Origin of the sequence: Sphingomonas sp. 3-13AW (assembly GCF_049311085.1) — a bacterium.
Taxonomy (GTDB): Bacteria; Pseudomonadota; Alphaproteobacteria; order Sphingomonadales; family Sphingomonadaceae; genus Sphingomonas.
Map to the genome: position 1 here is coordinate 59,536 of NZ_JASNVZ010000012.1, position 25,903 is coordinate 85,438.

Genomic DNA, 25,903 nt, shown 5'->3' on the forward strand with positions numbered 1-25,903 from the left:
GGACGGTGTAGGCCAATGGCACCCATTGGCGCTCCCCAAGCACGCTTATGGTTAGGCTCGGCGGGCCCCCCCCTACAGCCTGCCGAGCCGTCCCCACCTCTTCCCTCCAGCGCCTAGACTGCGCCCGTGGCAAGCGGGGTGCAGTCGCGCGCTGGGGCTCAGGTGCTCGCTATGGGCAGCGGCTGCAGCAGTGTGGATGCCGAAACTGGGACCGCACTGGGACCGCAAATTGCCCGATGTTCCCTAGCCGTTCCGGCGGAACACCTATTTCGGGCTGGCGCTTCCTCTCTTCGCGGGCAACGTTAGCTGCAATCGCACTGCAGAGGTCAGGGGTTCGATTCCCCTCAGCTCCACCACCCCATTTTCCAGCAGTTCAGCCATATCAGCGCGCGGCGCGTACGGTCGCCTCGCTTCGTTCCCAAAGGCGCCGCCCGACGGCAGGATCGAAGGCGGAAGGCAGGGGCAGTCGTTCGCGCTGGTCATCGAAATAGGCGCCATTGGCTTGCAGGGCGTCGGGCAAGGTGGCCAGCCATGCGCCCACGTCGCAGCGTTCGCTTGCCCGCAGGTTGCTGACGACCCCGAACAGGCGGAACCAGAGCGGGCCGCCCCGCGTCAGGTTGGACCGGATCAGGCCGGGGTGGAACGCGATCGCGGCCTTGGCGGAGCCCTCCAGCCGGCGCGCAAGCTCGAACGAGAAATGGATGCGTGCGAGCATCGCGCTCAGCGTCGCGGGCAGCGCGCGATAGGCATCCGGCCGGAACAGCCGATCAATGTCCAGGTCCGGCGAGTTCAGGAAGCGCGGATTGCCGCCGACGGTCAGAACGCGCGCGTCGCGGCCGCGGGCCAGTTGGTCCAGAAGCCCGGTGGTGAGGATGAAATGGCCCAGATAGTTCACCGCCAGCGACAGATCGCGCCCTTCGGCCGTGGTCTGCTGGCGATGGATGATCGCCCCGGCGGCGTTGACCAGGCAATCCAGCCGGTCGAAGCGTCGGCAATATTCGGCGACCGCCGCCTCGACCGACGATTGCAGGGACAGGTCGGCGACCAGAGGCTCGACGCTGGAGTTGCCCGAAGCGGCGGCGATCTCCTGCGCCGCCTTAGCGGGCGACCGGCCAACCACGACGACATGCGCGCCCTGACGGGCAAGATCGAGGGCAATCGCACGTCCGACGCCCGACGTCCCACCCGTGACGAGAAAGATTCTGCGTGGTTCCGCCATGGCACCGTTGCTCATCCGCTTAACTCCTGCCCTTGGACGATGGCGCTCAGAAATTGGCTTTCCAAGGGCGATGGCCGTGGCTGTTCGCCTTCAGGAAGTCCTCCACCACCAGCTGCCTATCGTCGTCAGCAGAGGTTCCTGGGTGTGAACGCGCCAATCACCCGGACAGATGCCGTTGGAGAAAGTCACGCATACCCGTCGGTTGACGGCCCAGGATGGTGGTCAGCAATGGATCGACCTTCGAGAACTCGCCGGCGTGCGCAGCCCGGTAATAGCCCAGCATGATCGCCCGGATACCGGAGGGAATGCCATATTGGCGTGCCTGCGCATCGAGATCATCCAGGCTGATCACGTCGCGAGAGACGGGCGTTCCCTTCACCTCGCTCGCCAGTCGGGCGATCTCGGAGAGGTCCAGGGCTTCGGTTCCGGTCAAGGGTTGAGTCGGCCCGTCGATGACCTGTTCGCCGGCCAGCAGCGCCGTGTCCGCCGCGGCGAGGTCGTCATGCGTCGTCCATGCGACCGGGCCGTCGGCAGGGGCGATGATCGCGCCGTTCGCCAGCCCCTGCGCCTCCATGGCCACCAGGCTCTCCGCGTAGAAGCCGTGCCGCAGCGCCGTCCACGCGATCCCGCACCCTGCCAGCAACGCCTCGGTCGCCGCATGGTCGCGTCCGGGTGGGAACAGCGAGGTCGGCGAGGCGGAGACATGGCTGGTGTAAAGGATGCGCCCGACGCCGACTTCTTGCGCAACCGCGATGGCGTTCGCGTGCTGGGCAATCGGGTCGCCGCCGTGCGCCGCGGCGTCGGACGAAACCAGCAACAGCTGCTCCGCCCCTTCCCATGCATGCCGCAGGCTTTCCGGCCTTTCATAGTCCGCTTGCCGGACGCGGATCCCCTGCGCGGCGAGATCGGTCGCCTTGTCGGGTGACCGGACGCTGACGCCGATCCGCTGGGCAGGAACGCGCCGCAGCAGTTCGGCGACGATCCGCTTGCCCAGCTGACCTGTCGCTCCGGTGATGACGAGCATGATTGTCTCCTGCCGATAACGCGTTCAGGAGATGATTGATCTTTGGGCTGACGATAAGCGGCGCAAATCGGAACAGGGCGTTCTCCATGCAGAACAACATCCGTGCCGACGACCTTGCGGTCTTCCTGACCGTGCTGCGCGAAGGCGGCTTCCGCGCGGCGGCGCTACGCCTGGGAATGGCCGCATCTCGCGTCAGCACCACTGTGTCGCGGCTGGAGCGGGAGCTTGGCACGCCCCTCCTGCTGCGGACCACGCGCAGCCTCCGGGCGACAGAACAGGGCGGGGCGCTCGCGGAGCGTATCTCGCCCCTGTTCGCGCAGATCGACCTGGCCTGTGCCGATGTTACCGATAGCGCCACCCAAGTCCGCGGCCGACTGAAGCTCAACGTGCCCGGCGCGGTCGTGCCCGACATCCTGCCGCCGCTGCTGGCCGCCTATCAGGAACGGCATCCCGACGTCGCGGTCGAGCTTTTGGTTGAAAACGGCCTGGTCGACATCGTTGCCGACGGCTGCCATGCCGGCATCCGCTATGGCACGGCGCTGGAACAGGGCATGATCTCGGTGCCGATTGGCCCGCGACGCCAGCAGGTCGGGCTGGCGGCATCGCCGGACTATCTCTCCCGCAAGGGCATGCCGCAGTCGGTGGAAGACCTGACCGAACACGATGCGATCCGCTACCGGCTGCCCAGCGGCTCGCTGATCCCGTGGCAGTTGCAGCAGGGCGACCAAGTCGCCGAGGCCATGCCTCCGACGAGGCTGGTGCTGGGCGTGAACGCCCTCGATGCCGGCCTGGCCTATGCCCGGGCGGGCCTGGGGATCATCGGCGTGTTTCGGAACTGGCTGGAGGAGGATCTTGCGACCGGCAGGCTTATGGCGGTGCTTCCCGAACGCTGGCCGGAGTTCGACGGCCCACGGCTCTATTATCCGAACAGGCTCGCGTCGCCGCCCTTGCGTGCCTTCATCGCGATGTGCGGGGAGCGACGGCGGGACGTCCGATAGCCGATCGCCGGCCGCCTAATCCTGCTCATGCGCGCGCGGCGGCACAGGCGGGAGAGGGGGCATGCGTGAGTGTTACGGCTGAAACATCGGGCCTTCCTGGGGCTCAGACTAAGTAGTTGTACGAATGGGAGATGGCCCCGGGCGCGCTACGCCAAGGGCAGCCATCAGCACCCCTCTTGAAGCTCATGGCTAGGCTCGGCGGGCCGCTCCCCCTGCATCCCGCCGAGCCAACTACATCTCGCGCTTCCGGGAATAGACCGCGCTCAGCTAGTCGAGCGCCACACCCATTTTCTTCACATTGGTGGAGCCTGAGCCGGAGTTCAGCAGATCGATCGCCGGCGTCACGGGGGCCAGGCGGGTCGCGACGAGGCTGCTCCCCGCGCCGCGGCGGAAAGGTACGACTTCCCGGGTATAGGCCGGAGTGTTCAGGGCATGACGAAGCGTCGCGCTATGAGGATAGGCGAGTTGGCCGCGGTCTGCGATCGACACCGCTCCTGCAACGCCAAGGCGATCCAGAACCGCTCCGGCTGCCGCCGGGGTTGCCGCGGTCACGCGATAGTCCCGGCCCATGAAGTCGCTCGTCGACAGCCATTGGGACGCGCGAGCCACCCAGACGCGCCGCGATCCGCCATCGGCATAGGCGGCGGCGGCAATGACCGACCCTTCCCCGCCCGATCGCCCGTCGACCAGCCAGATGCCGGGATGTGCCTGGATGCGTGCGATCAGCGCGGCGGCATCGATGTCGGCCGCCGGTGGTTGCCGCGGAGCGCTCGTGGCGGCGGGCAGGAGGCTCGCCAGCGCCAATGCCACCGTTCCGGCACGGGCAAGCGGCGTGCCCCGCTGCCACAGCGAGACGAGCGCGAGTGCGGCCAAGACGACTACCCAAGGAAGCAGCGGTGCGACATAGCGCGGCTCGATGGCGACCGGGATCGCAGCCTGGAAGATCAGGGTCGCAATCGGGACGGCGACCGCGATCGCTGCGATCCGCGCTGCCTCGGGCCGCTCGCGGCGCGCGATCCAGGCCGAGCCGGCTCCTGCGATCGCCAGCAGGACGCCGACCCATCCGACATTGTCGAGGATCGCGCGCAGGTTGCTGGCGAAGGACAGCGCCGCATATTCGGGACCGGGGGCGTAGTTGAACCCTCCGGCCGAGATCTGGAAGGAAAGCCAATACCACGGACCAACGATCGCGATCGCCAGCAAGGCGGAACCCCATAAAGCGGGATGTTTCAGCAACGCCCAACGACGGCCTATGGCGATGTCGAAGACGGGGACGAGCGCGACAAGCGCGCCATTCCCTTTCACCAGCGGCGCAAATGCGGCGAGCGCTGCGAACAGCAGGAAGCGTGGCCAGCGTGGACGCTCGGTCGCTCGCACCCAGGCGATGGCGGCCAGTCCCACGGCCAGGGCAGCCGGCTGATCCAGCAGGAAGTGTCGCGCGCTGACGAGGACGAGGGGAAGCACGACATAGGCGGCTGCCGCGAAAATCCCGACCCGCCAGAAACCCGCCCGCGCCAGTGCCCACAGGATCAGCCCCCCTGGGAGCCCTGCGACAAAGGCGCTGAGCGCAAGGGCGGCAAACGGGGAGGGCCGGACGACAGCGAAGATCGGCGTGAGGAGGGAATACCAGCCGGGCGGCCAGTGGCCGATCGAGAGCTTTGGAAAATTCGCGTAGAACTCGCGCGCGAAGGTGAGTGGCGAAGGAAATCCACTCCGGACCCAATCCCCCAGGAAGAGGGAATTCACATAGTGGGCAGACTCATCGGGATCGAAAAAGCTTTGCGAAATCCCGCTCACAGTCGCCACGATGAGCAGTGTCGCAAGACCCGACAGAAAGAAGCCGCTGACGAGATAATAGGGAGGGGGACTGCAGCGCATCGTCGCTGGCTAGCGCACCGGGGTCCGGATGGCGATTCCACACTAGGCAATCCCGTGCCACTTCGGCAAAGGCGCTCCCGTGTCGTTCGAGAAACTCTATCATGACTTCGCGGTTCGCGTTGAACAGATCCAGGTCGCCCCGGACAAGTTCATCCACGTTCAGGTCGGCCTGGCAATCTGGTGCCTGAGCGCCCTGGTCTTGCGACTTCCGCTGCGTTCGCCCGTGCCACTTGCGATCTGCATCCTGGCAGAAGTGGCCAACGAGATCCTCGACCGGATGTCAGGCGGTAGCTGGAAATGGGCGGACACGGCAGGGGACGCGCTTGCGACCTGGTTCTGGCCCGTCGTCCTGTTCTGCATCTTGCGGTTCAACAAGCGGGCGCGCAGCTAAAGACGATCGGCGCCCCTATGGCGCCCCGGCTTAATGGCGGTGCTGGCGACGCAACCGGTAGCGACCATCGGCAAAGGCATCGAACAGCCCGTTGATCGCGGGATGCTCGACCGGCTCGTCGCTTTGGTCCGCGACCAGATTTTGCTGGCTGACATAGGCGACGTAGCTCGATTCCGCATTCTCGGCGAGCAGGTGGTAGAAGGGCTGGTCCTTGCGCGGCCGCACCTCGACCGGAATCGCCTCGTACCATTCCTCGCTGTTGGCAAAGACGGGGTCGACGTCGAACACCACCCCGCGAAAGTCGAACACGCGGTGGCGCACCACGTCGCCGATGGAGAAACGGGCGTGGGCGACCGGCGGCATGGCCAGCGGCGCTTCGTGCAGATTCCGGGGTTCCGACATCTCGATCATGTCCAATATCTAGTCTCACGGAGAAAAGGCACAAGCGGGCGCTTGCACTGCCCGAAACTTTGGCCTAACGGCGACCGCTCGCTGACCGGCGTGCCGCTTCCTCCACGGAAACGGATCATGCCAACCTCTGCGGAGAGGTGCCGGAGTGGTCGATCGGGGCGGTCTCGAAAACCGTTGAGCCCGCAAGGGTTCCGAGGGTTCGAATCCCTCCCTCTCCGCCAATACCGTATCCGCACACGTGCGCAGCGGTCCACTGGCCCTTGAAAATCCCCTCATCCTCGGCTTCATGGACGACTTAGTTTTCCGCAGCCGTCCACACGCGTCCACCGCCTGATGCGGTATCGCGCACGGTATCGGATCGAGAACGTACGGTATCGGGCCGGGAGGGGCGCACCATGTTGACCGACGCGAAGGCGAAAGCGGCCAAGCCCCGTGACAAGGCGTACAAGCTCGCCGACGCGGAGCAGCTCTATCTGCACGTCTCAACCACCGGCAGCCGTCTCTGGCGGATGGACTATAAGCACGGCGGCAAGCGCAAGACGCTGTCGTTCGGCGCCTATCCCAAGGTCACCCTGTCGGACGCGCGGCGGAAGCGCGACGAGGCGAAGGAGCTGATCCGCGACGGCTTTGATCCCGCCGTCGAGCGCCGGCTGACTGCCAAGGCGCAGGAGGCCGACCACGAGGCGACCTTTGAGCGAATCGCCCGCCGCTGGTGGGAGCGGAACAAGCCGCGCTGGTCCGCCCGGCACGCCGACGACGTGCTCCAGTCGCTGGAGCGTGACGTCTTTCCGGAGATCGGCGGGCTACCGATCGCGCGGCTCCGTGCCCCCCGGATCCTCGACCTCCTGCACCAGATCGAGCGCCGCGGCTCCGTCGAGACCGCCAAGCGCGTGCGCCAGCGGATCTCCGGCGTGTTCGGGTCCGCGATCGCGATGGGCATCGCCGAGAGCGACCCGACTGCCAGCCTCAAGAACGAGCTGCAGCCGGTCGTTCGTCGCGGCAAGCAGCCGGCTATCACTGATCTCGACGGCATCCGCCGCGTCCTCACCGACGCCGAGGCAACTCCTTCTCATATCGTCACGAAGCTGGCGGTCCGCCTCCTGGCGCTGACTGCCGTTCGCCCGGGCGAGTCGCGTGGCGCGGGTTGGGACGAGATCGACGGCGTCGATTGGACCCGCCAGTCGTACGGGCCCTATCTCGCGACCTGGACCGTCCCGGCCTTACGGATGAAGGGCACGCTGGCGCGCAAGGACGAGGTGGGCGGGGACCACGTCGTTCCCCTGTCCATGGAGGCGATCGACGTGCTGCTGGCGATGCGCGACATCACCGGCCGGCTGCCGATGATCTTCCCGAACCAGCGCCGGTCGCATGAGCCGATGAGCGAGAACGCCATGGGCTACCTGCTGAACCGTGCCGGCTATCACGGCCGCCACGTCCCGCACGGCTTCCGCGCGGCCTTCTCGACGATCATGAACGAGCAGGCCAGCCGCGCCGGCAGGGCGGGCGACCGCGCCGTGATCGACCTGATGCTGGCGCACGTGCCGAAGGATAAGGTCGAGAGCGCCTACAACCGCGCCGCCTTCATGCCCCGCCGGCGGGCGATCGCGCAGGAGTGGGCGTCGCTGCTCATGGAAGGAAAGCCGCCAGCTGCTGCGTTGGTGGACCGGCCCTGCCGTGAGCCTGTGATCGGGGAGTGGAGCGCATCCCGACGTGAGCACATGGAATGGGCAATCGGGCGCGCGACGGCCTTGCTGCCGGAACACCCGGCCGAGGCGGTCGAGCGCTTCCTTACCGATGTGGAGAAGTACCAGCGCGGCCGCGCCACGCTGTTCGGCCGCAGTCGACAGGATGCGCTTAGGGGCGAGCTCGAAGCCGCGCTGGCGGCTGGAGGCGCGCAGGAGGTGGAGCGCATCATCCGCACGACGCCGGACATTCGCGCGGACTGACGGACGAACCGCTATCGAAACTGAGAGGGCTGGCCGAGAGGCTGGCCCTTTTTTGTTCCTGCGGTCGGCGTGCGCGATTCGGGCGGTTTCCTACAAAGCCCGGGCCGTGCTTCAGGCTGGCAGATGGGCAACGGGCGACCTTCACAATTTCCAACCTGGGCGCGCACCTTGGGCGCGATGATCGACGGCGGTGCCGAAGTGCGGATCCTGTGCGAAGAGCGCTGCGGGTCCACCGATCTGGACGTCGCGGCACTGGCTGCACGCGTGGGCCGCGATTACTCGCTGATCGGGCGGCGCTGCCGGTGCCGCATCACGCCCGGCTGCGCCGGCTGGAACCACTTCTACTACCTGCACGGCGTGTTCCGGCCGCTCTGGAGCGATGCGGACCTAGCGCGATGGTCAAGCCAGCGGCTGGCGGCGATGCACCGGCAATAGGTCTTGGCATTACATCCCCGGCACGAACGGCGGCACGCGGGCCAAGTCACCGCCCTCGAGGAACTGCATCAGCGCATCCCACTTCGCCTGGCGCGCCGCCTCGATCGCGGCGTCAGCGTCCCGCTCGACGGCGCGGATCCGGGCGAGCAGCTGCTCAGCGTCGACCTTTGGCGAGAGGGTGCCAGCAATGTCCCTGTAGGTCAGGGCGCCGTGGCAGCGAACGCCGACGGTGGTATCCGCCAGTGCGGTGATGTCGCTGACGATCCAGCCGCCGCCCGCCCAGGCAAGCACGCGCTCGCCAACCTCAAAGCCGCGACTGTTCAGCCGCAGCTTTCCGCCCGGACGCGTCTCGCCGGTGCTGGGGGTGAGGATCTCTACCATCAGACCTCCCGCCGTGCCTGCTGCTCACCTTGCGACTGCATCGCGGCGAGGGCGGCGACTTCGGCCGGCGTCAGATCGACGCACCGGCGATAGCTCACCTCCATCTCGCCAGCCTCGATCTTGCTCAGCGCCTCTGCCGCTCCGTCCGGTGTGCTCACATCACAGGGCAGTCCGAAGATGAGGTTGCATGGACCCCGAACACCCCGCCGCAGATCGGCTATGGTGTAGAGGTAGGTGCGCTGGGCATTGAACGGCTTGGTCATGATGACGAACCGGTCATTCCGAGCCATGATCCTGTATCGCTGGCGCTCGCCTTCCATCTTCACCTTCACTTGGTCGGCCGCGTTCGTGCTTTCAGGTATCAATCCGCTCATGCGGCGGGTCCTTTCGGCTGGATGCGTGAGATCGCCGCGCAGATGCAGGACGCGGCGAAGAAGATGGCGGCGATCAGGAGGTGGACGGCGGCTGAATCCGCGTGCCCGCCAGCATCCGCCTTCGCGGCGCCCACGAGCATGCCCAGGGTGAGGGGGACGAGCAGGTCCTCCCGCTTCACTGGAGGTCCTCAAGCGTCGTGTAGGTCTCGGCCGGCGGCAACATCCGCTCGATCGCCGCCTGCATGGGCGTGAGCTGCATCGCTATGGTGCGGAGGCCGCGATAGGTGCTCGCGATGCCAAGGCGATGCACTAGGCCGACGGCTCGGCCGAACTCTTCGGCGTCGAACCAGCGCTGAACCTCCTCGATGTCGTCGACACCGGCGCCCTTCTTGATGCTGTCGAGCGCGCTCTGCGCCCGCTGGTCGAGGCCCTGACGCGCACGCACCTCGCGGTCGACCCTCTCGCGCACCGTCGTCTCGATCGCAGCCCGCTCGTCGCGCATGGCGTCGTCTACGGCACCGCGGATGGTAGCGCGGGCATGTTCATCCGCACGCCGCAGCAGGGACGCCAGGAACGGCATGTCGATCGGCTGGATGTCCGGCATCACCGGCGCCTTGCGCTTGCACACGAGGCCCTTGCCGGTCACCTCGTACAGACCCCACGTCTCAGGTAGCTCGTCGTCCCGCACGATCCCCGGCGGGGTCACGATCCACCAGTGGTGACAGAAGCGCGAAATGGCCTCCGCTTTCGCGGGGTTGCGCAATTCGACCAGCCAGTCAGAGCGCGAAACCTTGATCTCGAAGCCCTGCAGGTAGAGTCCTCGCGACGGCCACAGACCCATGGCGATCGCATCTGCCCAGCGGCGCTGTCGGCCGCCGGTTGCATCCCCCACTTCATAGAACAGCGCGTATTCGGGAGCGCAGAACTTGCGTGCCAGCGCGGCGCGGACGTCGGCGGACTTCATACGCCACGCCTCCAGCCGAAAGCCGGCGCCTCTGGCAGAAGCCAGATGTGGCGCATGTTCGCGACGTTCACGATTTCACCGTCGGCTGGCAGCACCTCGACAGCCCATTCGTCGGCGTATCCCGCCTCCCGCTTCAGGCGCTGAAGGTCCTCCCAGCTTATGTCTTCTCGGAAACGCTGCTGCCGCTCGTCCCAGTCGGTACGGTTCACCGACAGGCGCACAATGCTTCCGACCTCGACGAAGACCTGCACCAGGAAGTTGCGCGAGCGGAGAACGCGCACGCGGCTGGCGCAGATCGGCTCCAGCGGCCAGTCGGCGACGGGCACGGCAACAAGCTCAGCGGGCCAGCGCTGATTGTCCCGGCGCAGCTGACGCAGTTCGGACGCGGCCGGCTTCACGCTTCACCGCACCCGCGGCCGACCAGTTCGCCATTTTCGCCGCCGGTGAAGTCGCGCCAGTGAACCCAGCCCTTGGGGCAGAGGAAGCCCCACTCGCGCAGCTTGGGTCCGGTCATGAACAAGGAGACGGCGCGCTCGCCCGGCAGGATCTCCAGCCGGTGCGCGTCTTCGGCCTGACGGCTTCCGATCCAGCCGGCCTCGCGCAGCGCGCTGCCCTCCGGCGTGTGCTCAACGTAGCGGCCGTCCAGCAGCATCGAGGTGTTCGCCCACGGGTGGTCGTGCAGCGCGCGATCATCGTCGCTGCGCAGGATCTCGTGCAGGTAGACGTTGCAGCCCGTGTTGCGAGGGATCACCCACCAGCGGCGCAGGTAGGGGTTGTCGGCTGGCCCGATCACGAAGTCGGGAGCGAGGCTCGCGATCAGGGTGGTTGCCCACGCGCGCATTTCCTCGACGGTCGCGTACTGAATCATGCTCACTGAACCCTTCCTTCCTGCCAGCACTGCTCGCGCACCTCGAAGGGCGGGCGGTGCGACTTCTGGACCATGACGAAGCCCGGGCGGCGCGCGGCTTTGCGCGAGCGGCGGACGGTGATGCGGTGGCCGGGCGCCACCTCGATTTCGCGGTATTCGGCGGGCATCAGCTGGGCGCTCCGTCGTGCTGGACACCGTCGAGCAGGCGGCCAGCAGCCTTCTTGCCGACCCTGGCGGCGTAGTGGACGCGCTCGCCGTGGAAGCCGGTACCACCCTCAAGGTTCAGCCACTGACCGGGATGCTTCCGCGCTTGTTCGCCGCACTGCCGCCAGTCTGGATCGTCGCGTTCGCGGTCATAGCCGAGCGAGTGCTCGCCCCATTGCTTGAACAGGAACGGCACCCCGGCGGCCACGGCGCACTGATCTCGCAGCGACCGCGCCCAGTCCGGGTGCATCGGCCGAGCGCCGGGGCCGCTTTCGCCGCCAACAATGATCCAATCGAGGCGCACCAGCTCGCACGGGTCAAACTCGACCGGCCCGAGCAGCGGCTCCATCGACAGGAACCGCACGCGCGCCGGCACGGCCAGCAGCTTCGGGATGTCGCGGTCTGCCTCCGCCTGGTTGACGATGGTCGCACCCAGCCAGACGTTCGGATAGAGCTCCTCGAAATCGAAGGGCACCGGGAGCATGTTCGCGACGTTGCCGATCCGCTTCGTCAGCAGCAGCCAGTCCAGATCGGGCGTCGCACGGATCAGTTCGAACAGATCCGCGCGCCAGCTGTCATCGACAGCATTGTCGAACACGTCCGCGAGGCTGGCGCAGAACACGCGCTGCCGACGGCCGTGCTTGGCCTGGAACGCTGCGGCATCCGCCTGCCAACGTAGCGGCTTGCGCCAGTTGCTACGGCTGGTGCGGCGGCGGGGCGCGTTCGGCCCCCAGTTCGGTGCGGTACCGCCGCCGAAGCGGGCGTTGCGCGTTTCCGCATAGCAGTGATCGCAGCCCGGCCCGACCTTCTGGCACCCCTCCCAGGGGTTGAAGGTGTGGTCGCACCATTCGATTGCCGTGTTCTCAGCCATGAGGTGATCTCCCGTCGCGGCAGAAGGCGCAGCGGCCGCGCACGAGCCGCGGGCGGTCGTATCCGCATTCGTCGCACTCGCCGGGCTGGCCCTCAGGGGCGGGGGCGCGAGCAGCAGCAATGCTGAGCGCAAGGTGCCGCTCCTGGATCACCTGCGCGGCATCGACTTCGTCAGCCATGCTGGGAGCTTTCGATGCGCTGCAGCCCGGCTAAGACGGCGGGGCGGAGGATTGTCCAAAGATGGTCGGCCACCTCAACGCTGTTGATTGGCGTGTCAGAATCTCCGCGCAGGCTCGCCGCCATGGCTCCGGCAGCGGTGCCGAGAGCGCTTCCGGCGCCGAAGACAGCGACCTGCGCCATCTCATGGTGGGTATCCATCAGCGCCATGTTGCGGCGGATGGCCCCTGAGGCGTCGTCGCCGCACTTCTGCCCGATGTCGCGGACGATCTCGGAATACTGCTCAGCCATGATGGGAGCCCACGATCCGGTTCTCGCTGACCTTCTCCACCCAGCGGCAGACCTCGCTCTCCTTCCAGCGGGTCGAGACGCCGCCTGGCTTGATCGCGGCCGGAAAGCTGCCGTCACGCATCTTCCGGTAGATCATGGACTTACTCAGGCCGACCATCTCGCTCACCTCGGGCAAGCGCAGCAGGCGGTCTGGGGCGTCGAAATGTGCGGGCGCATTCATTGCGGCCGAAGCTCCTTAGCGGTGTGGATGGGCGCGGCTGGTGCACGCGCGAAGGAGGCGGACCCCGTAGGGCCAGCCGAAGAACACGACGCCGACAGCGAACACGGCGAACGATCGCCAATCACGGGCGCCGGCCGCAGCGGCAGCGCCGAAGATCATGCAGGCGACACCGACCGGCAGAATCTTCTCGATCAGCCAGCGGTCGCGGTCGGCGTCGGTGGGGTGCGCTGGCTCAGCCATGGTATTTCTCCCAGACGGCGTTGCAGAGGTGGGCGAGCAGCAGGAGCAAAAGTCCGAACGTGGCGATGGCAACGCGTCCGACGGTCACACGATCGGGGCGCCAGATACGGCGGGGCGACCGGTCCGTCCGGGCGGGATCGGGACCGCTCATGCGTCCTCAACCTCTGTCGCTTCGATATCCCCGAGTTCGGGGTCATCCTCGACAGTGATGTCCTTATCGAACATCCCTTCAGCGATGGTTTCGGCCTGCTCTTTGGTGGTGGCCTCGACCGTGTACGTCCGGCTATCGCTCTCGGTGTACGTGTACTCTACGCGGACCTTGAACTTGCGGAGGTCGCCCGCGTCGTCCGGTACCGGCATCCCCCAGTTGGGATTGTAGAATTTTCGCATCGCCTGGACAGAAGCCGGGAAGGGCATGGCTGCGATTTCATGGAGGGTCGGCTTCTCGCTCATGCGCCAAGCCCCTTCACGCCGTAGGACTTCGCCCGCTGGATCATGGTGACGTGATGCTCCAGTGCCTCCTTTTCCTCGGCCAGCGCCGCGCGCTTGGCTTCGGCTGCGGCTTCGATGCGCTGGAGGGAGCGGGCGATGTCGTCCTTGAGGGTGAGCGTCGTCACCCGTGTCGGGGCAGGGCGCCCGCGCCGAGCCTTCGTGTTGAGATCGTCCTGAACGAGCGCGAGCAGCGTCTCGCCGGTGATCCCGAGGCGCTCGGCGCGCAGACGGATGCGGGAGTTGAGTTCGCCGATCACCCGGCGCTCTGCCAGGTAGGTCCCCTGACGCTCGTCGAGGTTGCTTATCCGGGCGCTGCGCTGGCGCAGCTCCACGACGACGTGCCGCAGGTCCTCAACGGCCTGGCGCGTGTCGGGACACTCAATTGCGGGGGTATTGGACACGACGGGCTCCTCGCCACCGTCTGTCGCGGCACGAGGATGCGCCGGCTCAGGTGGTGAGCCGCAATATCGTCGGAGAAATCCAACTAGTCAACCAACAAGTTGGAAATATCCTGTCAGTCAGTCAGGTCATCCAACGTGAGGACCCGATCCATGCGGGCCACCTGCTCCATCGGGATCCGGAAGACCAAGGGCGGCTGGTACTGCTCCAGCTCGACGTAGGCGGCTGTCTTCCGGACGAGGGTCTTGATCAGCACCGAGCTCGTGCGTTCGCCGTCGTGCTCGTCGGGAGTGCGAAGGTAGACAACGGCGTCATCCCCCACGGCGGGGCGCCGTCTGGACTCGACGAATACGATGCCCCCGTCTCGCCACCTGGGATGCATCGAAGAGCCCTGCACATAGAGGCCATACACATCGGCCCGCCCGTCGAGGATAGCGGGGCGCCTACGATATTCGGTAACTTCCGCGGTGTTGAGCATCGTCTGTTCTACGGCTTCCCCATCAACGACCTGGTCTGCGCCCAGCGCGGTACCGTACACAGGTAAATCCCGAGCCATGCGACCGGCTCCCGAGCCCTCCATTTGGAAAGTCACGGCGTTCGGTGACGGCAGCGCGGTAAGCCGCGAAGGCACGGGCATGGGGAGGTCCGCAGCCGTCTTCCCGATATACGACAGGAGCTTGCGGAGCGTGTCCGAACGGGGACTGTTGCCCTTGCTCTTGAGGTTGCTGAAGAAGCTGCGGTTGACGCCGGCTTTCTCCGCCCACTCCGTCTCGGGCAGATCGGCTGGCTTCAGCATCATCAGCGACTGGTAGAGCGGCGTTCCGCGCATATCGTCTGGGTCGGGCATGTAGGACGTTTCCCACATAGGGATGTCAGGAGGTAGGATGAAGTTTCCGACTTGAACTGTTGGAAACATCCGACTAAACCAACGTCATGGCGAACGAACCCGCACATGAAGACGAGCTGCTCCACCAGATTGAGCGGTTCCGCACTGCCACCGGGATGGCAGAAACGACTTTCGGGCGGAGCGCGGTGCGCGATCCCAACCTGATCGCCGGCATCCGCAGCGGCCGGGAGCTTCGGCGCGGTACGCTCGCGCGGATCCGCAGCTTCATGGAAGCGCACCAGTGACCGCCGCCCGTTGTAACATCTGCGACGTCGGCCCGGAGCACCCCGAGGCGCGCTCCTGCCCATTCGAGCGCTGCCCGCTGAAGCGTGATCCCTCCGCTGATGTTCCTGTTCCCGTTCATACCGATCGGAATGCACGATGACCGCCCCGCAGATCCACACCCGCTACCGCACGGTTCCCGCGTCGTTGCTGCTTAAGACCCTCGGCGACAGCCTTGAGGCGATCAAGCACGAGGACGGCGCAACGGATGCGGATCTCGGCGCGGTGCTTGCCAAGAGTGAAGACACTGCCGCCCGGTACCGCACCGGGCTGGCAGAGATGCCGGTCGTCTCGTTCCTGCGCGGATGCCGCGAGTGGGATGGGCGCTTCGCCAATGCCGCCTTGGCCCTGGTGGGGATGAAGCTGGCGCCGCTCGAGGCGGCCGACGGCTGCGACCGGAAGGGTTTCAGCGCCCTCTGCGCGCTGCTCGCCGAAATGGCGGGCGCGGTCGAGGACGATGGAGAGATCGACGACGTCGAGCTGCTGGCGATGCGGCCGGAGCTCGAAGCCGCCGCGAAGCATATCGATCGGCTGCGCGACAGGCTCCGCCTCCGCGCCGTCGCCACCGGCTGAGGACCTGAACGCCGGCACCACCGGCAGGAGTGACGATATGGACATGACGAACAGCGCGGGGGCGGCAATGGCCGCTTCCGCGAGCGATACCGGCTTGCCCGCTTCCGGGCCCGATCTGCTCGACTACCGCGCCTTCCTGGAGGCGAAGATCCCGATGGCACAGCGGGCTGGGCTGCCATGCTCGATCGACGACGTGCCGACGCACCTGGAGGACGGCCAGCCGCTGCGCGATCACCAGCGTCACATCGTGCGCTGGGCGGTGGAGGGCGGCCGCCGCGCACTGTTCGAAGCCTTCGGCTTGGGCAAGTCGATCCAGCAGCTGCTGATCTGCGACATCATCCTAGACAAGGTAGAGGCCGATCCCGAGCGCGAGCCGGGCGCACCGAACATGGGGCTGATCGTGGCGCCGCTGGGCGTGCGCCGCGAGTTCATCGCAGACGCGCGCAAGCTGGGCCTGACGCTGCACTTCGTGAAGTCGGACGCGGAGATCGAGGCGACCGGCGATCTCGCCGGCTTGTTTCTGACCAACTACGAGAGCGTGCGCGACGGAAAAATCGACGTCAGCCGCTTCACGGTCGCCAGCCTGGACGAAGCGAGCGTGCTGCGCAGCTACGGCAGTAAGACGTTTCAGGAATTCATGCCGCTGTTCGATGCGGTGCCCTACCGCTTCGTCGCGACCGCAACGCCGTCGCCGAACCGCTACAAGGAGCTGATCCATTACGCCGGCTTCCTGGGCGTGATGGACACCGGCCAAGCGCTGACCCGCTTCTTCCAGCGGAACAGCGAAAAGGCGGGCGATCTAACGCTCTACCCGCACAAGGAAGACGAGTTCTGGCTGTGGCTGAATAGCTGGGCGGTGTTCCTGCAGCGCCCGAGCGACCTGGGCTTCGACGACGCCGGCTACGACCTGCCGCAGCTTACCGTGCGCTGGCATTCGGTGCAGGCGAACCTCGCCGCGGCTGGTACCGAGAGCAACGGGCAGGGGCGCCTGATCCGCGACGCGGCGATGGGGATCACCCAGGCTGCGCGTGAGAAGCGGGAAACGTTGCCGGCGCGCGTCGCCAAGGCGGCGGAGATCGTCGCCCGGGCGCCAGCCGACCACTTCATCCTGTGGCATGACTTGGAGGACGAGCGCCGCGCGATCGAGGGTGCACTGCCCGGCGCGGAAAGCGTCTACGGCAACCAGGACCTCGATCAGCGCGAGGGCATCATCTCGCGCTTCGCTGAGGGCATGTCGCGGATCCTTGCTGCTAAGCCGGTGATGCTGGGGAGCGGCACGAATCTGCAGCGCCACTGCCACCGTGCCGTGTTTGTTGGCGTCGGCTTCAAGTTCAACGATTTCATTCAGGCGATCCACCGGCTCCAGCGCTTCCAGCAGCCGCACCCGGTAGAGATCGACATCATCCATGCCGAGACTGAGACGGAGGTCGTGCGCGACCTTCAGACGAAGTGGGCGCGGCACGACGAGCTGGCCGAGCGCATGTCGGAGATCATCCGCAAGCACGGCCTCCAGCATGAGATCGCCATTGCGGAGCTGAAGCGGTCGATTGGTGTCGTGCGCAACGAGGCGCGCGGTGACGGCTGGTGGCTGGCGCACAACGACTGCGTCGAGGAAGCGGCGAGCCTGAAAACCGGCTCAGTCGATCTAATCGTGACCTCGATCCCCTTCTCCAATCACTACGAATACACGCCGAGCTACAACGACTTCGGCCACACCGACGACGACGCTCACTTCTTCGCCCAGATGGACCACCTGACGCCGAACCTGCTGCGCGCCCTCGCGCCCGGCCGGCTGGCGTGCGTGCACGTCAAGGACCGGATCCTGTTCGGTTCGGTGACGGGGGAGGGCGTGCCCACGGTCAACCCGTTTCACGCCAAGTGCATCAGCCATTACATGCGCCACGGCTTCCAATACCTGGGCATGATCCACGTCAACACCGACGTGGTGCGGGAAAACAACCAGACCTACCGCCTCTCCTACAGCGAGATGCTGAAGGACGGGACGAAGATGGGCGTGGGCTCGCCCGAGTACATCCTGTTGATGCGCAAGCCCCAGACCGACCGCAGCCGCGGCTATGCCGACGCACCGGTCGTGAAGGATGCGGCCGAATACAGCCTCGCGCGCTGGCAGATTGACGCCCACTCGTTCTGGCGTTCGTCGGGCGACCGGCCGCTGACGCCAGCCGAGCTAGCTGACACGGCCGAGCGGTTCGCTAGCCTCCCGGTTGGCCTGCTGGTGAAGGCATTTACCGAGCAGACGCGTGATCTGGTCCACAACCATGAGGCGCATGTCGGGATCGGAGAGACGATCGAAGCTAGGGCCCCGAACGACGGCCGTGGGCATCTGCCGCGCACCTTTATGTCGCTCGCTCCCGGCGCCCATGATCCGAACACCTGGGACGACGTCGTGCGGATGCGGACGCTTAACGGCGAGCAGGTCCGTAAGGGGGCCGAGAAGCACGTCTGCCCCCTGCAGTTCGACATCGTGGACCGGCTGATCCAGCGCTTCAGCATGAAGGGCGAGCTGGTGTTCGATCCCTTCGCGGGGCTTGGCACCGTGCCGATGCGGGCAATCTCGATGGGACGCCGCGGGGCAGGCAGTGAACTGAACCCAGACTATTTCCGGGCGGCGGCTGGCTACCTCAGAGAGGCCGAGCGCGAAGCTGCCGTGCCAACCCTGTTCGACCTGCTGGGCACGGAGAAGGCGGCATGACCGAGCCTACAAACCGGCTCGGTATGAGCATGGGCGAGAAGGCGGCACGCGTCGGTCAGCTGCGCCGAGCAACCGAGTTCGTCAGCCGCAAGGCAATCGCTGAGTCTCTCGGCATCGAAGACAGGTCACTTCGCGCCAAGCTGGATAGCGACCGAGGCATCAGCGACGTGGACCTGCGGCTGGCCGCTTCCACAGTGGAGGCTCACGCCAACGCCATGCTGGCGCTGGCCGCGTCGATCCGTGAGCGGCTGGCGTGAGCGGCGGGGAGGAAGAGCTCGCGGCTGTGCGCCGGATGGCGCGCGAAATCGTCGCAGACCTCGGCGGCCGGTATCCCGAGACTAACGCGCACGACACGGCCGCCGCAGTGGCGATCGCGCTCGGCGTGATGGTCGCCGCCCAGGTGGCACTCGGCGGAGTGAAGCCGGGACGGGGCGGGCACGTGCTGCGGCACCTCTTCGATATGGCCGAACTCACCGCCGAAGGATGCCTCCAGCCGTGAAGCCGAACCCCGGCTACCTCCCTAGCGACGCGGTCGGTAAGAGGATCCGCCCACGGCTGGCGCACGGTCGCCTGGGCGCCTGCGACGATGGCGCGCAGAGCCCGCCCGGATGGGCTGCGGATGGCCGCGGCGGGTGTCGCTGGACCATCACCGGCAGCCCCTTCGACATCAAAGAATATGAGGTGATCCGTTGAGGGCTCCGAAACTTCTGGAGCGTCCGGTTCAACGCGCGCTGATCGCCAGCTTCGGCTGGCAGGGCTGCTATGCCGTGCACGTGCCGAACGGCAGCCACCTCGCGGGCGGCTCGCTGTCGCGCGCCAAGCAGGTGGCCGCGCTGAAGGCGGACGGCGTGCGACCGGGCTTTCCCGACCTCACGGTGCTCGACCAGCGCCAGCCGCGCGTCGGCTTCGTCGAGGTGAAGCGGGAAGGGCGGGACGACCTCGATCCGGAGCAGGTGTGGTGGCGGGACGAGATCCTGCGGCTGGACCTGCCGTGGGCGCTTGCCAACCGCCCTGACCAGGCGCGGGAGATCCTGCGCGCGTGGGGGTGGCGATGAGCATCCGCATCATGTCCGCCGTCTGGGCGCTGCCGCTGGCCGACAGCGAGAAGCTGGTGCTGCTCGCGCTGGCCGACTGCGCCAACGACGACGGCGTGTGCTGGCCCTCCATCGCCGCGCTGGTGCGGAAGTGCAGCAAGAGCGACCGCACCATACAGGCGGCTATCAAGTCGCTCGCGGCGGCTGGTCACCTTTCCCGGCTGGAGCGCCCGGGCAAGGGCGTGCTCTATACCATCCACCCCACCCCCGAAGCGGCTTCGCCCCCGAAGCGGCTTCCCCCCGAAACCGTTGCGCCGACCCCCGAAGCGGCTTCGGACAAACCGTCAAGAACCCCCATTACCTCTTCGGATGCTTCGCATCCTACGAGGCGCACGCATCCGGCCCCAGCCGGGAAGCCCGGGAGCGCGGGATCTGCAGATGGGCAGAGCGCTGCACCAGTCGCGAAGCGCCGCTGGCCCAAGGACATGCCGCCACCGGCCGGTGTCACCGAGGACCAGTGGGCGGGGTACATCGACCACCGCAAGGCCAAGCGGAACACCCTGACGCCCCGGGCCTACGAGCTGCTGGTCGACAAGCTGGACAAGCACGCGACCGCTGACTGGCCGCCCGGCCGGATCGTCGACCTGATGGTCGAACGAGGCTGGCTCAGCTTCGAACTCCCCTGGCTCACCAACGCGACGGAAAACCGAAATGCCCAACGACCTCACCATGAACGACCGAGCGGAGCGATCGAAAGCCGTCGCCGCTTTCGCGAGCAGCACCAGTTGGAGCCTGTCGGAAGCGATCTCGATGGCTGAGGGTGTCGACCTGGTGGCCCTTGAGGCGCTGTACCGTCGCCCGCCGGCCCCGCTGCGCGAGACCGAGCCGGGCGGCAAGTCGCTGCGTCACCCCGGAGCGGCCGGCGAGATGACGACAGGCTTGGGCGACGACCTGGCGATGATCTGGACGAAGTTCGCGCCGACCGGGAGCGCGGATCAGGCGGACGCCTGGATCAAGACGATGGTGATTGCGCTCGACGACCTGCCGGGGCGGGTGGCGCGCGAGGCGGCGCAGATGGTGCTGCGGCAGCCGATCCGGTTTGCGGGCGACGTGGACCCCGCCATCCGCGAGGCGGCGAGTGGTATCCTCGCTCGCCGCTCGCGGGCTCGGTACCGGATCCGCGAACTGCGCGAGGCCATCGAGGCGCAGCAGGCGGGGCAGGCGATCGAGGGCGACACGATCCAGCCGCTGAGCCCGGAGAAGATCCGGGCCCTGCCGCCAGCGATGCGCGCGATCGGGGTGTCGATCGGGGCGATCACTCAAGACGAAGTCGATGCGGCGCTCATGAGTCAGGCGGCGTGATGTCGGCTGAGCTGGAGAGCGCCGCGATGCGGGATCCAGGCGGATTGGGCCGCCTGGTATCGCCAGCAGCAGAGCACTCGATGAGCTACAGCAGCGCGGCCTTCAGGATGGCTTCGATCTTCGCCCGGCCCGCGTCGTTGGCGGCACGGTACACGTCTGGATCGAGGCGCAGGGCATACGTCCGGCGCTGCTGGTCGGCCGGAATCTTGGGGCGGCCACCGGTGCGGTTGGGGTGGTTGGGCATGTCAGTCTCCTCCGCGCATCGCTGCGCCGAAAATTGTCACGGCCAGATCCGCGCTATCCAGCCAGCCGATCCAGAAACGTGGGAGGTCGTAGCGGTGCTCGATCCACCATTTGGCGTCGGGGTTGGCGAAAACCGGGATCAGGCGTGTTGCCAGTTGGTCGGGCCAGTCAGTTGGGAGCGTGCCAGGGGAGCGCCGATCGATGCGCGCGATTGCGGTGTGGAGATCGTCAGCGCCTGTGTACGCAAAGCGGCCGCGGATGGCCTGCGCCCATTCGACTTGGCGTGGCGACCCATTGAGGGGCGGGAGATCGATGATCTCCCAGCCCCGGTAAGTGATCGCGGCGATGGGCACGGCTCACATCACCTCGCTGTCGAGTTCGAGCGTAACGCGATCGTTGAAGTTGGCGGCGGCGTCAGTCTCAGCGTGGCCGAGGACGACAGCGAGGGTGGTCTTCGCAGCCACGAAATCCGCCTGCGCGTCAGCGATCACCGTTGCGGCCGGCTGGACCGAGCCCGGGAAGATCGAGTTCACGGCGTCGGCACCGGCGTTGCGGCCGGCGCGGCTCGCATCCACAGCGGCACGCACCGCGTTGTCCATTACGGCGTTGAGCGCGTCGATGACGGCGTTGCGGACGGTGTTATTGCTGATGCTGATCGTCGCCATCGTCTGTCTCCGCCCCTGATCCGGCGAGGCGCCCGGTCGGCTCCGTGCCGATGGATTGTGTATGTCATAAACCTACGGGGTGCGCAAGTGGTTCCGATGGTTTTTGGCATACGGGTGATCACTCAGGACGAAGTTGACGCGGCGATCGTGAGCGAGGCCGCGTGATGGCGGCCAAGCTGGAGATCGTCGAGCTGCCGAAACTCGCCAACAGCCAAGCGGCCATGGTGGCCGCCTATCGCGCCTCCCTGATCCTGATCGAGAGCGGCTGGATGCGCTACCCCGCGGCTCGGTGGGACCAGCCGGCGATCGTTGTCATGGCGGGCGAGGTGTGCGCGGGAGGGATCAGCTATTCCGAAGACCGCGACGATCTCGCCCTGAACGTCGACTTCGCTTTTGCTGCCCCAGATTACCCGGGCGCCCTCGCGCTTCTGCTGACCAGGCTGCGCGGCAAGCTCGCGGGGAGCGGGCTGCACGAGGTCCGGTTCAGCTGCCACGAGGGCAACGAGCTGATGGCGCGCGCTGTCCGCATCCTCGGCGCGAAGCCGCACAGCCACGCCTACCGCGTCCCCCTGTCGGCTCTGTCGCGTTCCTCGCGCCAGGCGACGGCGCCGCCACAAGGGGAAGGTCCCGGCCGCTGGGAAATGCTGGGGCAAGCGATTCAACGGAACAAGTGGGGGTGGAAGTGATGGCTGGGGAAGACGGGGAGTACGCGAGCGTCAGGAGCTGGTGCATCCTGCGCACGCATGGCGGCAGGACAATGCCACTCGCCCGCTCGCTTGCCGACGCGGGCATTCTTGCTTGGACGCCCGTCGAGCATGTGCGGCGGCGCATCCCGCGTTCGAAGGAGAAGGAGCGGGAGTTCAGGTCCGTGCCCTACCTGCCAACCTATGTGTTCGCCCCGGCCGCCGACCTGGGCGAATTGCGCCGTCTGGAGGTGGCGACGGAGAGCGGGCACCCGGCATTCTCGATCTTCCGGCACTGCGGCGCCTCGGTGCTGGTGTCCGAGGCTGAGGTCGCATCCCTGCGGCAGCGTGAGGCGGAGAGCCTACGGCGCATGGAGCAGAGCCTTGCGGCCCAGGCACGGCACGGGCGCCCGCTGCGCGAGCGTGCTGAGCCCTACGACAGGGGCGCTGAGGTGGCAGTAGAGGCGGGCGCCTTTGCTGGGCTGTCGGGCACCGTGCAAGAGAGCGACGGCCGCCACACTCTGCTCTTGTTCGGGAAGTCTTTGGTCGTGACGATTGATACTTCCACATTGCGCGGGAATGCTGTAGCAGAGCCGGCATCTGCTGCGTGATGCAGCTCGACGAGCAAGAAGCGCCGGCGGCAACGCCACTGCCCTCGTCACGGTGGACCGGTGAAGGCGCCAACATGGCGCCGGGCCGGGAGTCCGGCAGGCTACCTGAAATCCAAGACCCGAGCCGTTTAACCGGCTCACCCCGCGCTTCTGGGCGCGTCTGTCGTTCCGGGAGGTGCGGATGGCTGTCGCTGCGTGCACACCGTCCGACCGCCTCCGGCACCTGGCCGTTGAGCTTGAGACGTTGGCCGACGCGATGGAGCGGCCGTCCCGGTCCACCACCCGCAGCGACATGCTGATCGCCGAATGCGAGCGCATCGCGTGCGACGTCCGAGCAGTGGTGCGCGGGCCTGTTCGCTCGATCCATCCGCCGCTGTGGCACCGGGACGGACGGGCGGCGTGGTGATCAGCTCCAACCCCGGCCAATCGGTGTCCCATGGGATGGGATGCCACCCCCCTTTGGGTCCTTCCGGGGCCGCAGGGTAATACGGGGGGCAAAGGCGCAACTTCCGTCTAGGCACGAAATTCCGCATGGGTGCCGCCGCCTTGACATGAAATCTGGCGGTTTTCGGCCGTTTTCGAGCATGTGGAGACGGCATTTTGGCGATCGACACCGAAACGCTCACTCGCGCCGACGTCGCGTGGCTTGTCGGCATGTCGGACAGCTGGGTTCGCGACCGGATGCAGGCAGGTGAGCTGCCGCGGCCGGGTACGACGGCAGAGGAATACGTCGAGGCGTTCGTCTCGTTTCGGCTCCGAAAGTTGGAGCAAGTCATTGCCGACCTGAACGAAGGCGGCGGCATGCTCGACAAGGAACAGGAGCAGGCGCGGCTGGCGAAGGAGCAGGCCGACGCCAAGGCGATGGATAATGCGGAGCGCCGCCAGGAACTTGCTTCCTTGCCCGACATGGTCGCCGCCGGCGCCGGCGTGATCGTCATGATCGTTGCGCAGCTGCAGCAGGTCGGCGCCCGCGTCGCTAAGGGTGACACTAAGCTTCGCGCCCGCATCGATGCCGAGATCAACAACGTCCTCACCGACTTGAGCATGGCCCGGATTGAGGAGGCGCGCGGCGGGGGCTTCGATGACAGCGAGCCCGAAGAAGAAGGGGGCGATTGAGCCCTACCGGGCACCCGGCCCGCATGGTGTAGCTCTCGCCCGTGCTTGGCTGGCCGCCTGCAAGCCTCGCGAGCGGCCGCCGTTGTCGAAGTTCATGGTCGAGCATGCGCGTTCCGACGACGGTGCACGTATCCGACCGTTCCCGTTCCAGGCGGACATTGCTGACGCGTTCACGGATCCGGAGACGTCGCAGCTGTCGGTGCGGAAGAGCAGCCGCATTGGCTACTCGACCATCCTGCAATGTTTCGTCGCGTGGCGCATCAAGTTCGACCCGGCTCGCACGCTGATTTACCAGCCGACGATCGACGACGCGGAGAAGTTCAGCCGCGACGATCTGGACCCGGTTCTGCAATGGCCGGTGGTCCGCTCGGTTGCCACGTTCAAGCCGAGGCACGCTGACAACCAGATTCGGGCGAAGCGCTACAAAGGCGGCTGGATCCAGATCAAGGGTGCGAACAGTCCGAAGGAGTTCCGGCGCGTCACCGCTGACGACGTGTTCCTGGAGGAATGCGACGGTTACCCTTGGGCGTCGAAGGAAGAGGGTGATCCCGCCCGGCTCGCGTTTAAGCGCAACCTTACGTCGCCGCGCCGTTTCAGCGCTGCCGGGTCCACGCCGAAGGTAAAGGGCTTCAGCCGGATCGACCTGCTGTTCGAGCAGGGCAGCCAGGAATACCGCTACGTTCCCTGTCCACACTGCGGCGAGATGCAGCAGCTGGTGTTCGGGGACGGGACCGGCGCTGGCATCCGCTGGGAGCCAAAGGAGAACCCGACCCGCGCCTGGTACCGGTGCGTCAACGGCTGTGACATCGACGAAGCTGACAAGCCGGCGATGGACGAGGCGGGCGAGTGGCGGGCGCACAATCCCGACGCCTTCCCGCGGCACCGGTCGTTCCACATCTGGGCAGCCTATAGTCAGCATCCCGGCGCCGCCTGGCTGGAGATTGCGCGCGAGTTTCTGGAGGTCCGCAAGGACCCGAACCTGCTCCGTACTTTCGTCAACCAGGTGCTGGGTGAGGCATGGGCCGAACGCGGTGAAGCTCCGGAATGGCAGCGCCTCTACGATCGCCGGGAGAAGGCGATGCGGCTGGGAACGCCCTCGGCGAAGGCCGGATTGCTGGTGGGGGCCGCTGACGTCCAGCGCGGCGGCGGCGGGCGCATCGACCTCGACATCTGGGCTTTTGGTCCGAACGGGCGTCGTGAGTTCGTCGAGCGGATCGAGGTCTTTGGCCCGATCGCCGACAAGAAGACCTGGAAGAAGCTCGACGTAGAGGTCGCGCGCACATGGGAGACTGAGGACGGCCGGTCGATGCGGCTGGCACGGGTGGCGATCGACTCCGGCGACGGCGAGAACACCATGGAGGTGTACGCCTGGGCGCGCCGGCACCCGGGCTTTGCGATGGCGGTCAAAGGGCGCCACCAGATCAGCGCCAATCAACCGATCGGTTCCCCGACCTGGCAGGACGTCACAGTCAACGGTCGCAAGCTAAAGCGCGGTGTCCGCCTCTGGAACATCGGCACCTCGATGCTCAAGCTCGAGCTTTTCGGCGACCTTGAGAAGGAGAAGCCGGTCGACGGCGAGGAATACCCCGACGGGTATGTCTTCCTGCCCGACGGCACCACGGACGAGTGGATCAAGCAGCTGGTGGCGGAGGAACTCCGCATCATCCGGCTGCGCAGCGGCGGCTTCCGGCGTGAGTGGCACAAGGTCCGCGACCGCAACGAGGCGCTCGATAACGCGGTCTATGCCCGCGCGGTCGCTTTCTCTCTGGGCGTCGATCGCTGGCGCGAGAGCGATTGGCAGAAGGCCCGAGGCGAGTTCACCAAGCCGGCACCTTCCCCGCCGGCGCCGCCGCCGCAGGTTCCTGACGATCGCGCTCCTGCGCAGCCGGCCGCCGCGAAGTCCAAGCCGAAGCCCAAGCGCGCCAACCCGTTCACCAGCCGAGGGAGGTAGGA

The 25,903-nt window shown here is 66.8% G+C and carries 40 protein-coding genes and 1 tRNA gene; 19 read left to right on the forward strand and 22 right to left on the reverse strand.

The annotated features are described in order from the left end of the window. Positions 1-382 precede the first annotated feature (382 nt). Both QP045_RS13485 and QP045_RS13490 read right to left on the reverse strand, forming a co-directional pair. Complete coding sequence (locus tag QP045_RS13485; protein WP_422515509.1) at positions 383-1,234, reverse strand: SDR family NAD(P)-dependent oxidoreductase; 852 nt, start codon at positions 1,232-1,234, stop codon at positions 383-385. Between the two features lie 142 nt (positions 1,235-1,376). Beyond that, positions 1,377-2,243, reverse strand: a complete 867-nt coding sequence (locus QP045_RS13490; RefSeq protein ID WP_422515510.1) for an NAD(P)H-binding protein — start codon at positions 2,241-2,243, stop codon at positions 1,377-1,379. Between the two features lie 86 nt (positions 2,244-2,329). Between QP045_RS13490 and QP045_RS13495 the strand changes: the two genes are divergently transcribed. Then, positions 2,330-3,241 carry a LysR family transcriptional regulator gene (locus QP045_RS13495; RefSeq protein ID WP_422515511.1) on the forward strand — a complete coding sequence of 304 codons (912 nt, stop codon included), beginning with the start codon at positions 2,330-2,332 and terminating at the stop codon, positions 3,239-3,241. Between the two features lie 267 nt (positions 3,242-3,508). On the opposite strand, the gene QP045_RS13500 is transcribed toward QP045_RS13495, so the two are convergent. After that, positions 3,509-5,119 (reverse strand): ArnT family glycosyltransferase, encoded by a 1,611-nt coding sequence (locus QP045_RS13500; RefSeq protein WP_422515512.1) that lies wholly within the window; start codon positions 5,117-5,119, stop codon positions 3,509-3,511. Between the two features lie 79 nt (positions 5,120-5,198). Between QP045_RS13500 and QP045_RS13505 the strand changes: the two genes are divergently transcribed. Continuing rightward, entirely contained in the window at positions 5,199-5,510 is a 312-nt protein-coding gene (locus QP045_RS13505; protein WP_422515513.1) for a hypothetical protein, read from the forward strand. A 30-nt stretch (positions 5,511-5,540) separates the two neighbouring features. Here QP045_RS13505 and hspQ read toward each other — a convergent pair whose 3' ends face one another. Then, entirely contained in the window at positions 5,541-5,912 is a 372-nt protein-coding gene (gene hspQ, locus QP045_RS13510) for a heat shock protein HspQ (RefSeq protein ID WP_422515514.1), read from the reverse strand. 140 nt (positions 5,913-6,052) lie between these two features. Here hspQ and QP045_RS13515 point away from each other — a divergent pair. The 3 genes from QP045_RS13515 to QP045_RS13525 all read left to right on the forward strand — a co-directional run bounded on the left by QP045_RS13515 (position 6,053) and on the right by QP045_RS13525 (position 8,302). Beyond that, positions 6,053-6,142 (forward strand) — tRNA-Ser (locus QP045_RS13515). Positions 6,143-6,316: 174 nt separating this feature from the next. Continuing rightward, on the forward strand, positions 6,317-7,867 hold the full coding sequence (locus QP045_RS13520) for a tyrosine-type recombinase/integrase (protein WP_422515515.1): 1,551 nt from the start codon (positions 6,317-6,319) through the stop codon (positions 7,865-7,867). Positions 7,868-8,035: 168 nt separating this feature from the next. Continuing rightward, positions 8,036-8,302, forward strand: coding sequence for a hypothetical protein (locus QP045_RS13525; RefSeq protein WP_422515516.1), 267 nt, complete (start codon positions 8,036-8,038; stop codon positions 8,300-8,302). Between the two features lie 9 nt (positions 8,303-8,311). On the opposite strand, the gene QP045_RS13530 is transcribed toward QP045_RS13525, so the two are convergent. The 15 genes from QP045_RS13530 to QP045_RS13600 form a co-directional block, all read right to left on the reverse strand. Beyond that, a complete protein-coding gene (locus QP045_RS13530; RefSeq protein WP_422515517.1) occupies positions 8,312-8,683 on the reverse strand; it encodes a hypothetical protein in 372 nt (123 codons plus the stop codon). After that, a complete protein-coding gene (locus tag QP045_RS13535) occupies positions 8,683-9,057 on the reverse strand; it encodes a hypothetical protein (RefSeq protein WP_422515518.1) in 375 nt (124 codons plus the stop codon). The genes QP045_RS13530 and QP045_RS13535 overlap by 1 nt, the downstream gene beginning before the upstream one ends. Then, positions 9,054-9,236, reverse strand: coding sequence for a hypothetical protein (locus tag QP045_RS13540; protein ID WP_422515519.1), 183 nt, complete (start codon positions 9,234-9,236; stop codon positions 9,054-9,056). The genes QP045_RS13535 and QP045_RS13540 overlap by 4 nt, the downstream gene beginning before the upstream one ends. Then, complete coding sequence (locus QP045_RS13545) at positions 9,233-10,021, reverse strand: hypothetical protein (protein WP_422515520.1); 789 nt, start codon at positions 10,019-10,021, stop codon at positions 9,233-9,235. The genes QP045_RS13540 and QP045_RS13545 overlap by 4 nt, the downstream gene beginning before the upstream one ends. Then, a complete protein-coding gene (locus tag QP045_RS13550) occupies positions 10,018-10,419 on the reverse strand; it encodes a DUF7694 domain-containing protein (protein WP_422515521.1) in 402 nt (133 codons plus the stop codon). Before QP045_RS13550 ends, QP045_RS13545 begins: the two co-directional genes overlap by 4 nt. After that, positions 10,416-10,889 carry a hypothetical protein gene (locus tag QP045_RS13555; protein WP_422515569.1) on the reverse strand — a complete coding sequence of 158 codons (474 nt, stop codon included), beginning with the start codon at positions 10,887-10,889 and terminating at the stop codon, positions 10,416-10,418. The genes QP045_RS13550 and QP045_RS13555 overlap by 4 nt, the downstream gene beginning before the upstream one ends. A 2-nt stretch (positions 10,890-10,891) precedes the next feature. Continuing rightward, positions 10,892-11,056: a hypothetical protein gene (locus tag QP045_RS13560; RefSeq protein ID WP_422515522.1), complete on the reverse strand. Its 165-nt coding sequence runs from the start codon at positions 11,054-11,056 to the stop codon at positions 10,892-10,894. After that, complete coding sequence (locus tag QP045_RS13565; protein ID WP_422515523.1) at positions 11,056-11,964, reverse strand: phage Gp37/Gp68 family protein; 909 nt, start codon at positions 11,962-11,964, stop codon at positions 11,056-11,058. Before QP045_RS13565 ends, QP045_RS13560 begins: the two co-directional genes overlap by 1 nt. After that, the gene (locus tag QP045_RS13570; protein WP_422515524.1) at positions 11,957-12,142 is read right to left on the reverse strand and encodes a conjugal transfer protein TraR; all 186 of its coding nucleotides are present in this window, start codon (positions 12,140-12,142) and stop codon (positions 11,957-11,959) included. The genes QP045_RS13565 and QP045_RS13570 overlap by 8 nt, the downstream gene beginning before the upstream one ends. Further along, complete coding sequence (locus QP045_RS13575; RefSeq protein WP_422515525.1) at positions 12,135-12,431, reverse strand: hypothetical protein; 297 nt, start codon at positions 12,429-12,431, stop codon at positions 12,135-12,137. Before QP045_RS13575 ends, QP045_RS13570 begins: the two co-directional genes overlap by 8 nt. Then, a complete protein-coding gene (locus QP045_RS13580; RefSeq protein ID WP_422515526.1) occupies positions 12,424-12,651 on the reverse strand; it encodes a helix-turn-helix transcriptional regulator in 228 nt (75 codons plus the stop codon). The genes QP045_RS13575 and QP045_RS13580 overlap by 8 nt, the downstream gene beginning before the upstream one ends. 15 nt (positions 12,652-12,666) lie before the next feature. Continuing rightward, complete coding sequence (locus QP045_RS13585; protein WP_422515527.1) at positions 12,667-12,891, reverse strand: hypothetical protein; 225 nt, start codon at positions 12,889-12,891, stop codon at positions 12,667-12,669. A gap of 147 nt (positions 12,892-13,038) precedes the next feature. Continuing rightward, a complete protein-coding gene (locus QP045_RS13590; protein ID WP_422515528.1) occupies positions 13,039-13,344 on the reverse strand; it encodes a hypothetical protein in 306 nt (101 codons plus the stop codon). Continuing rightward, positions 13,341-13,784: a hypothetical protein gene (locus QP045_RS13595; protein ID WP_422515529.1), complete on the reverse strand. Its 444-nt coding sequence runs from the start codon at positions 13,782-13,784 to the stop codon at positions 13,341-13,343. The genes QP045_RS13590 and QP045_RS13595 overlap by 4 nt, the downstream gene beginning before the upstream one ends. A gap of 113 nt (positions 13,785-13,897) precedes the next feature. After that, positions 13,898-14,629, reverse strand: a complete 732-nt coding sequence (locus QP045_RS13600) for a LexA family transcriptional regulator (protein WP_422515530.1) — start codon at positions 14,627-14,629, stop codon at positions 13,898-13,900. Between the two features lie 86 nt (positions 14,630-14,715). Here QP045_RS13600 and QP045_RS13605 point away from each other — a divergent pair, with 86 nt between their 5' ends. From QP045_RS13605 to QP045_RS13645, 9 genes are all read left to right on the forward strand, one after another. Beyond that, entirely contained in the window at positions 14,716-14,913 is a 198-nt protein-coding gene (locus tag QP045_RS13605; RefSeq protein WP_422515531.1) for a hypothetical protein, read from the forward strand. Positions 14,914-15,049: 136 nt separating this feature from the next. Further along, positions 15,050-15,523, forward strand: coding sequence for a hypothetical protein (locus tag QP045_RS13610; protein ID WP_422515532.1), 474 nt, complete (start codon positions 15,050-15,052; stop codon positions 15,521-15,523). Between the two features lie 37 nt (positions 15,524-15,560). Continuing rightward, positions 15,561-18,236: a DNA methyltransferase gene (locus QP045_RS13615; RefSeq protein WP_422515533.1), complete on the forward strand. Its 2,676-nt coding sequence runs from the start codon at positions 15,561-15,563 to the stop codon at positions 18,234-18,236. Further along, positions 18,233-18,493: a hypothetical protein gene (locus QP045_RS13620; RefSeq protein ID WP_422515534.1), complete on the forward strand. Its 261-nt coding sequence runs from the start codon at positions 18,233-18,235 to the stop codon at positions 18,491-18,493. Before QP045_RS13615 ends, QP045_RS13620 begins: the two co-directional genes overlap by 4 nt. Continuing rightward, positions 18,490-18,735 carry a hypothetical protein gene (locus QP045_RS13625; RefSeq protein ID WP_422515535.1) on the forward strand — a complete coding sequence of 82 codons (246 nt, stop codon included), beginning with the start codon at positions 18,490-18,492 and terminating at the stop codon, positions 18,733-18,735. Before QP045_RS13620 ends, QP045_RS13625 begins: the two co-directional genes overlap by 4 nt. After that, positions 18,732-18,929, forward strand: a complete 198-nt coding sequence (locus QP045_RS13630) for a hypothetical protein (protein ID WP_422515536.1) — start codon at positions 18,732-18,734, stop codon at positions 18,927-18,929. The genes QP045_RS13625 and QP045_RS13630 overlap by 4 nt, the downstream gene beginning before the upstream one ends. After that, positions 18,926-19,291 carry a VRR-NUC domain-containing protein gene (locus QP045_RS13635; RefSeq protein ID WP_422515537.1) on the forward strand — a complete coding sequence of 122 codons (366 nt, stop codon included), beginning with the start codon at positions 18,926-18,928 and terminating at the stop codon, positions 19,289-19,291. The genes QP045_RS13630 and QP045_RS13635 overlap by 4 nt, the downstream gene beginning before the upstream one ends. Further along, the gene (locus QP045_RS13640) at positions 19,288-20,088 is read left to right on the forward strand and encodes a helix-turn-helix domain-containing protein (protein ID WP_422515538.1); all 801 of its coding nucleotides are present in this window, start codon (positions 19,288-19,290) and stop codon (positions 20,086-20,088) included. Before QP045_RS13635 ends, QP045_RS13640 begins: the two co-directional genes overlap by 4 nt. Then, positions 20,081-20,632 (forward strand): hypothetical protein, encoded by a 552-nt coding sequence (locus tag QP045_RS13645; protein ID WP_422515539.1) that lies wholly within the window; start codon positions 20,081-20,083, stop codon positions 20,630-20,632. Before QP045_RS13640 ends, QP045_RS13645 begins: the two co-directional genes overlap by 8 nt. An 85-nt stretch (positions 20,633-20,717) precedes the next feature. Here the strand turns inward: QP045_RS13645 and QP045_RS13650 are convergent, their stop codons facing one another. The 3 genes from QP045_RS13650 to QP045_RS13660 are packed head-to-tail and all read right to left on the reverse strand — an operon-like array spanning position 20,718 to position 21,540. Continuing rightward, entirely contained in the window at positions 20,718-20,876 is a 159-nt protein-coding gene (locus QP045_RS13650) for a hypothetical protein (RefSeq protein ID WP_422515540.1), read from the reverse strand. A gap of 1 nt (position 20,877) precedes the next feature. Further along, entirely contained in the window at positions 20,878-21,228 is a 351-nt protein-coding gene (locus QP045_RS13655) for a hypothetical protein (RefSeq protein ID WP_422515541.1), read from the reverse strand. A gap of 3 nt (positions 21,229-21,231) precedes the next feature. Next, complete coding sequence (locus QP045_RS13660) at positions 21,232-21,540, reverse strand: hypothetical protein (protein WP_422515542.1); 309 nt, start codon at positions 21,538-21,540, stop codon at positions 21,232-21,234. A 164-nt stretch (positions 21,541-21,704) separates the two neighbouring features. Here QP045_RS13660 and QP045_RS13665 point away from each other — a divergent pair, with 164 nt between their 5' ends. The 5 genes from QP045_RS13665 to QP045_RS13685 all read left to right on the forward strand — a co-directional run bounded on the left by QP045_RS13665 (position 21,705) and on the right by QP045_RS13685 (position 25,901). Continuing rightward, positions 21,705-22,226: a hypothetical protein gene (locus QP045_RS13665; protein ID WP_422515543.1), complete on the forward strand. Its 522-nt coding sequence runs from the start codon at positions 21,705-21,707 to the stop codon at positions 22,224-22,226. Beyond that, positions 22,226-22,834, forward strand: coding sequence for a transcription termination/antitermination protein NusG (nusG, locus tag QP045_RS13670; RefSeq protein ID WP_422515544.1), 609 nt, complete (start codon positions 22,226-22,228; stop codon positions 22,832-22,834). Before QP045_RS13665 ends, nusG begins: the two co-directional genes overlap by 1 nt. 181 nt (positions 22,835-23,015) lie before the next feature. Then, positions 23,016-23,240, forward strand: a complete 225-nt coding sequence (locus QP045_RS13675) for a hypothetical protein (RefSeq protein WP_422515545.1) — start codon at positions 23,016-23,018, stop codon at positions 23,238-23,240. Positions 23,241-23,434: 194 nt separating this feature from the next. After that, positions 23,435-23,950 (forward strand): terminase, encoded by a 516-nt coding sequence (locus QP045_RS13680; RefSeq protein WP_422515546.1) that lies wholly within the window; start codon positions 23,435-23,437, stop codon positions 23,948-23,950. Then, positions 23,916-25,901 (forward strand): phage terminase large subunit family protein, encoded by a 1,986-nt coding sequence (locus QP045_RS13685; protein ID WP_422515547.1) that lies wholly within the window; start codon positions 23,916-23,918, stop codon positions 25,899-25,901. Before QP045_RS13680 ends, QP045_RS13685 begins: the two co-directional genes overlap by 35 nt. The last annotated feature ends 2 nt before the right edge of the window (positions 25,902-25,903 follow it).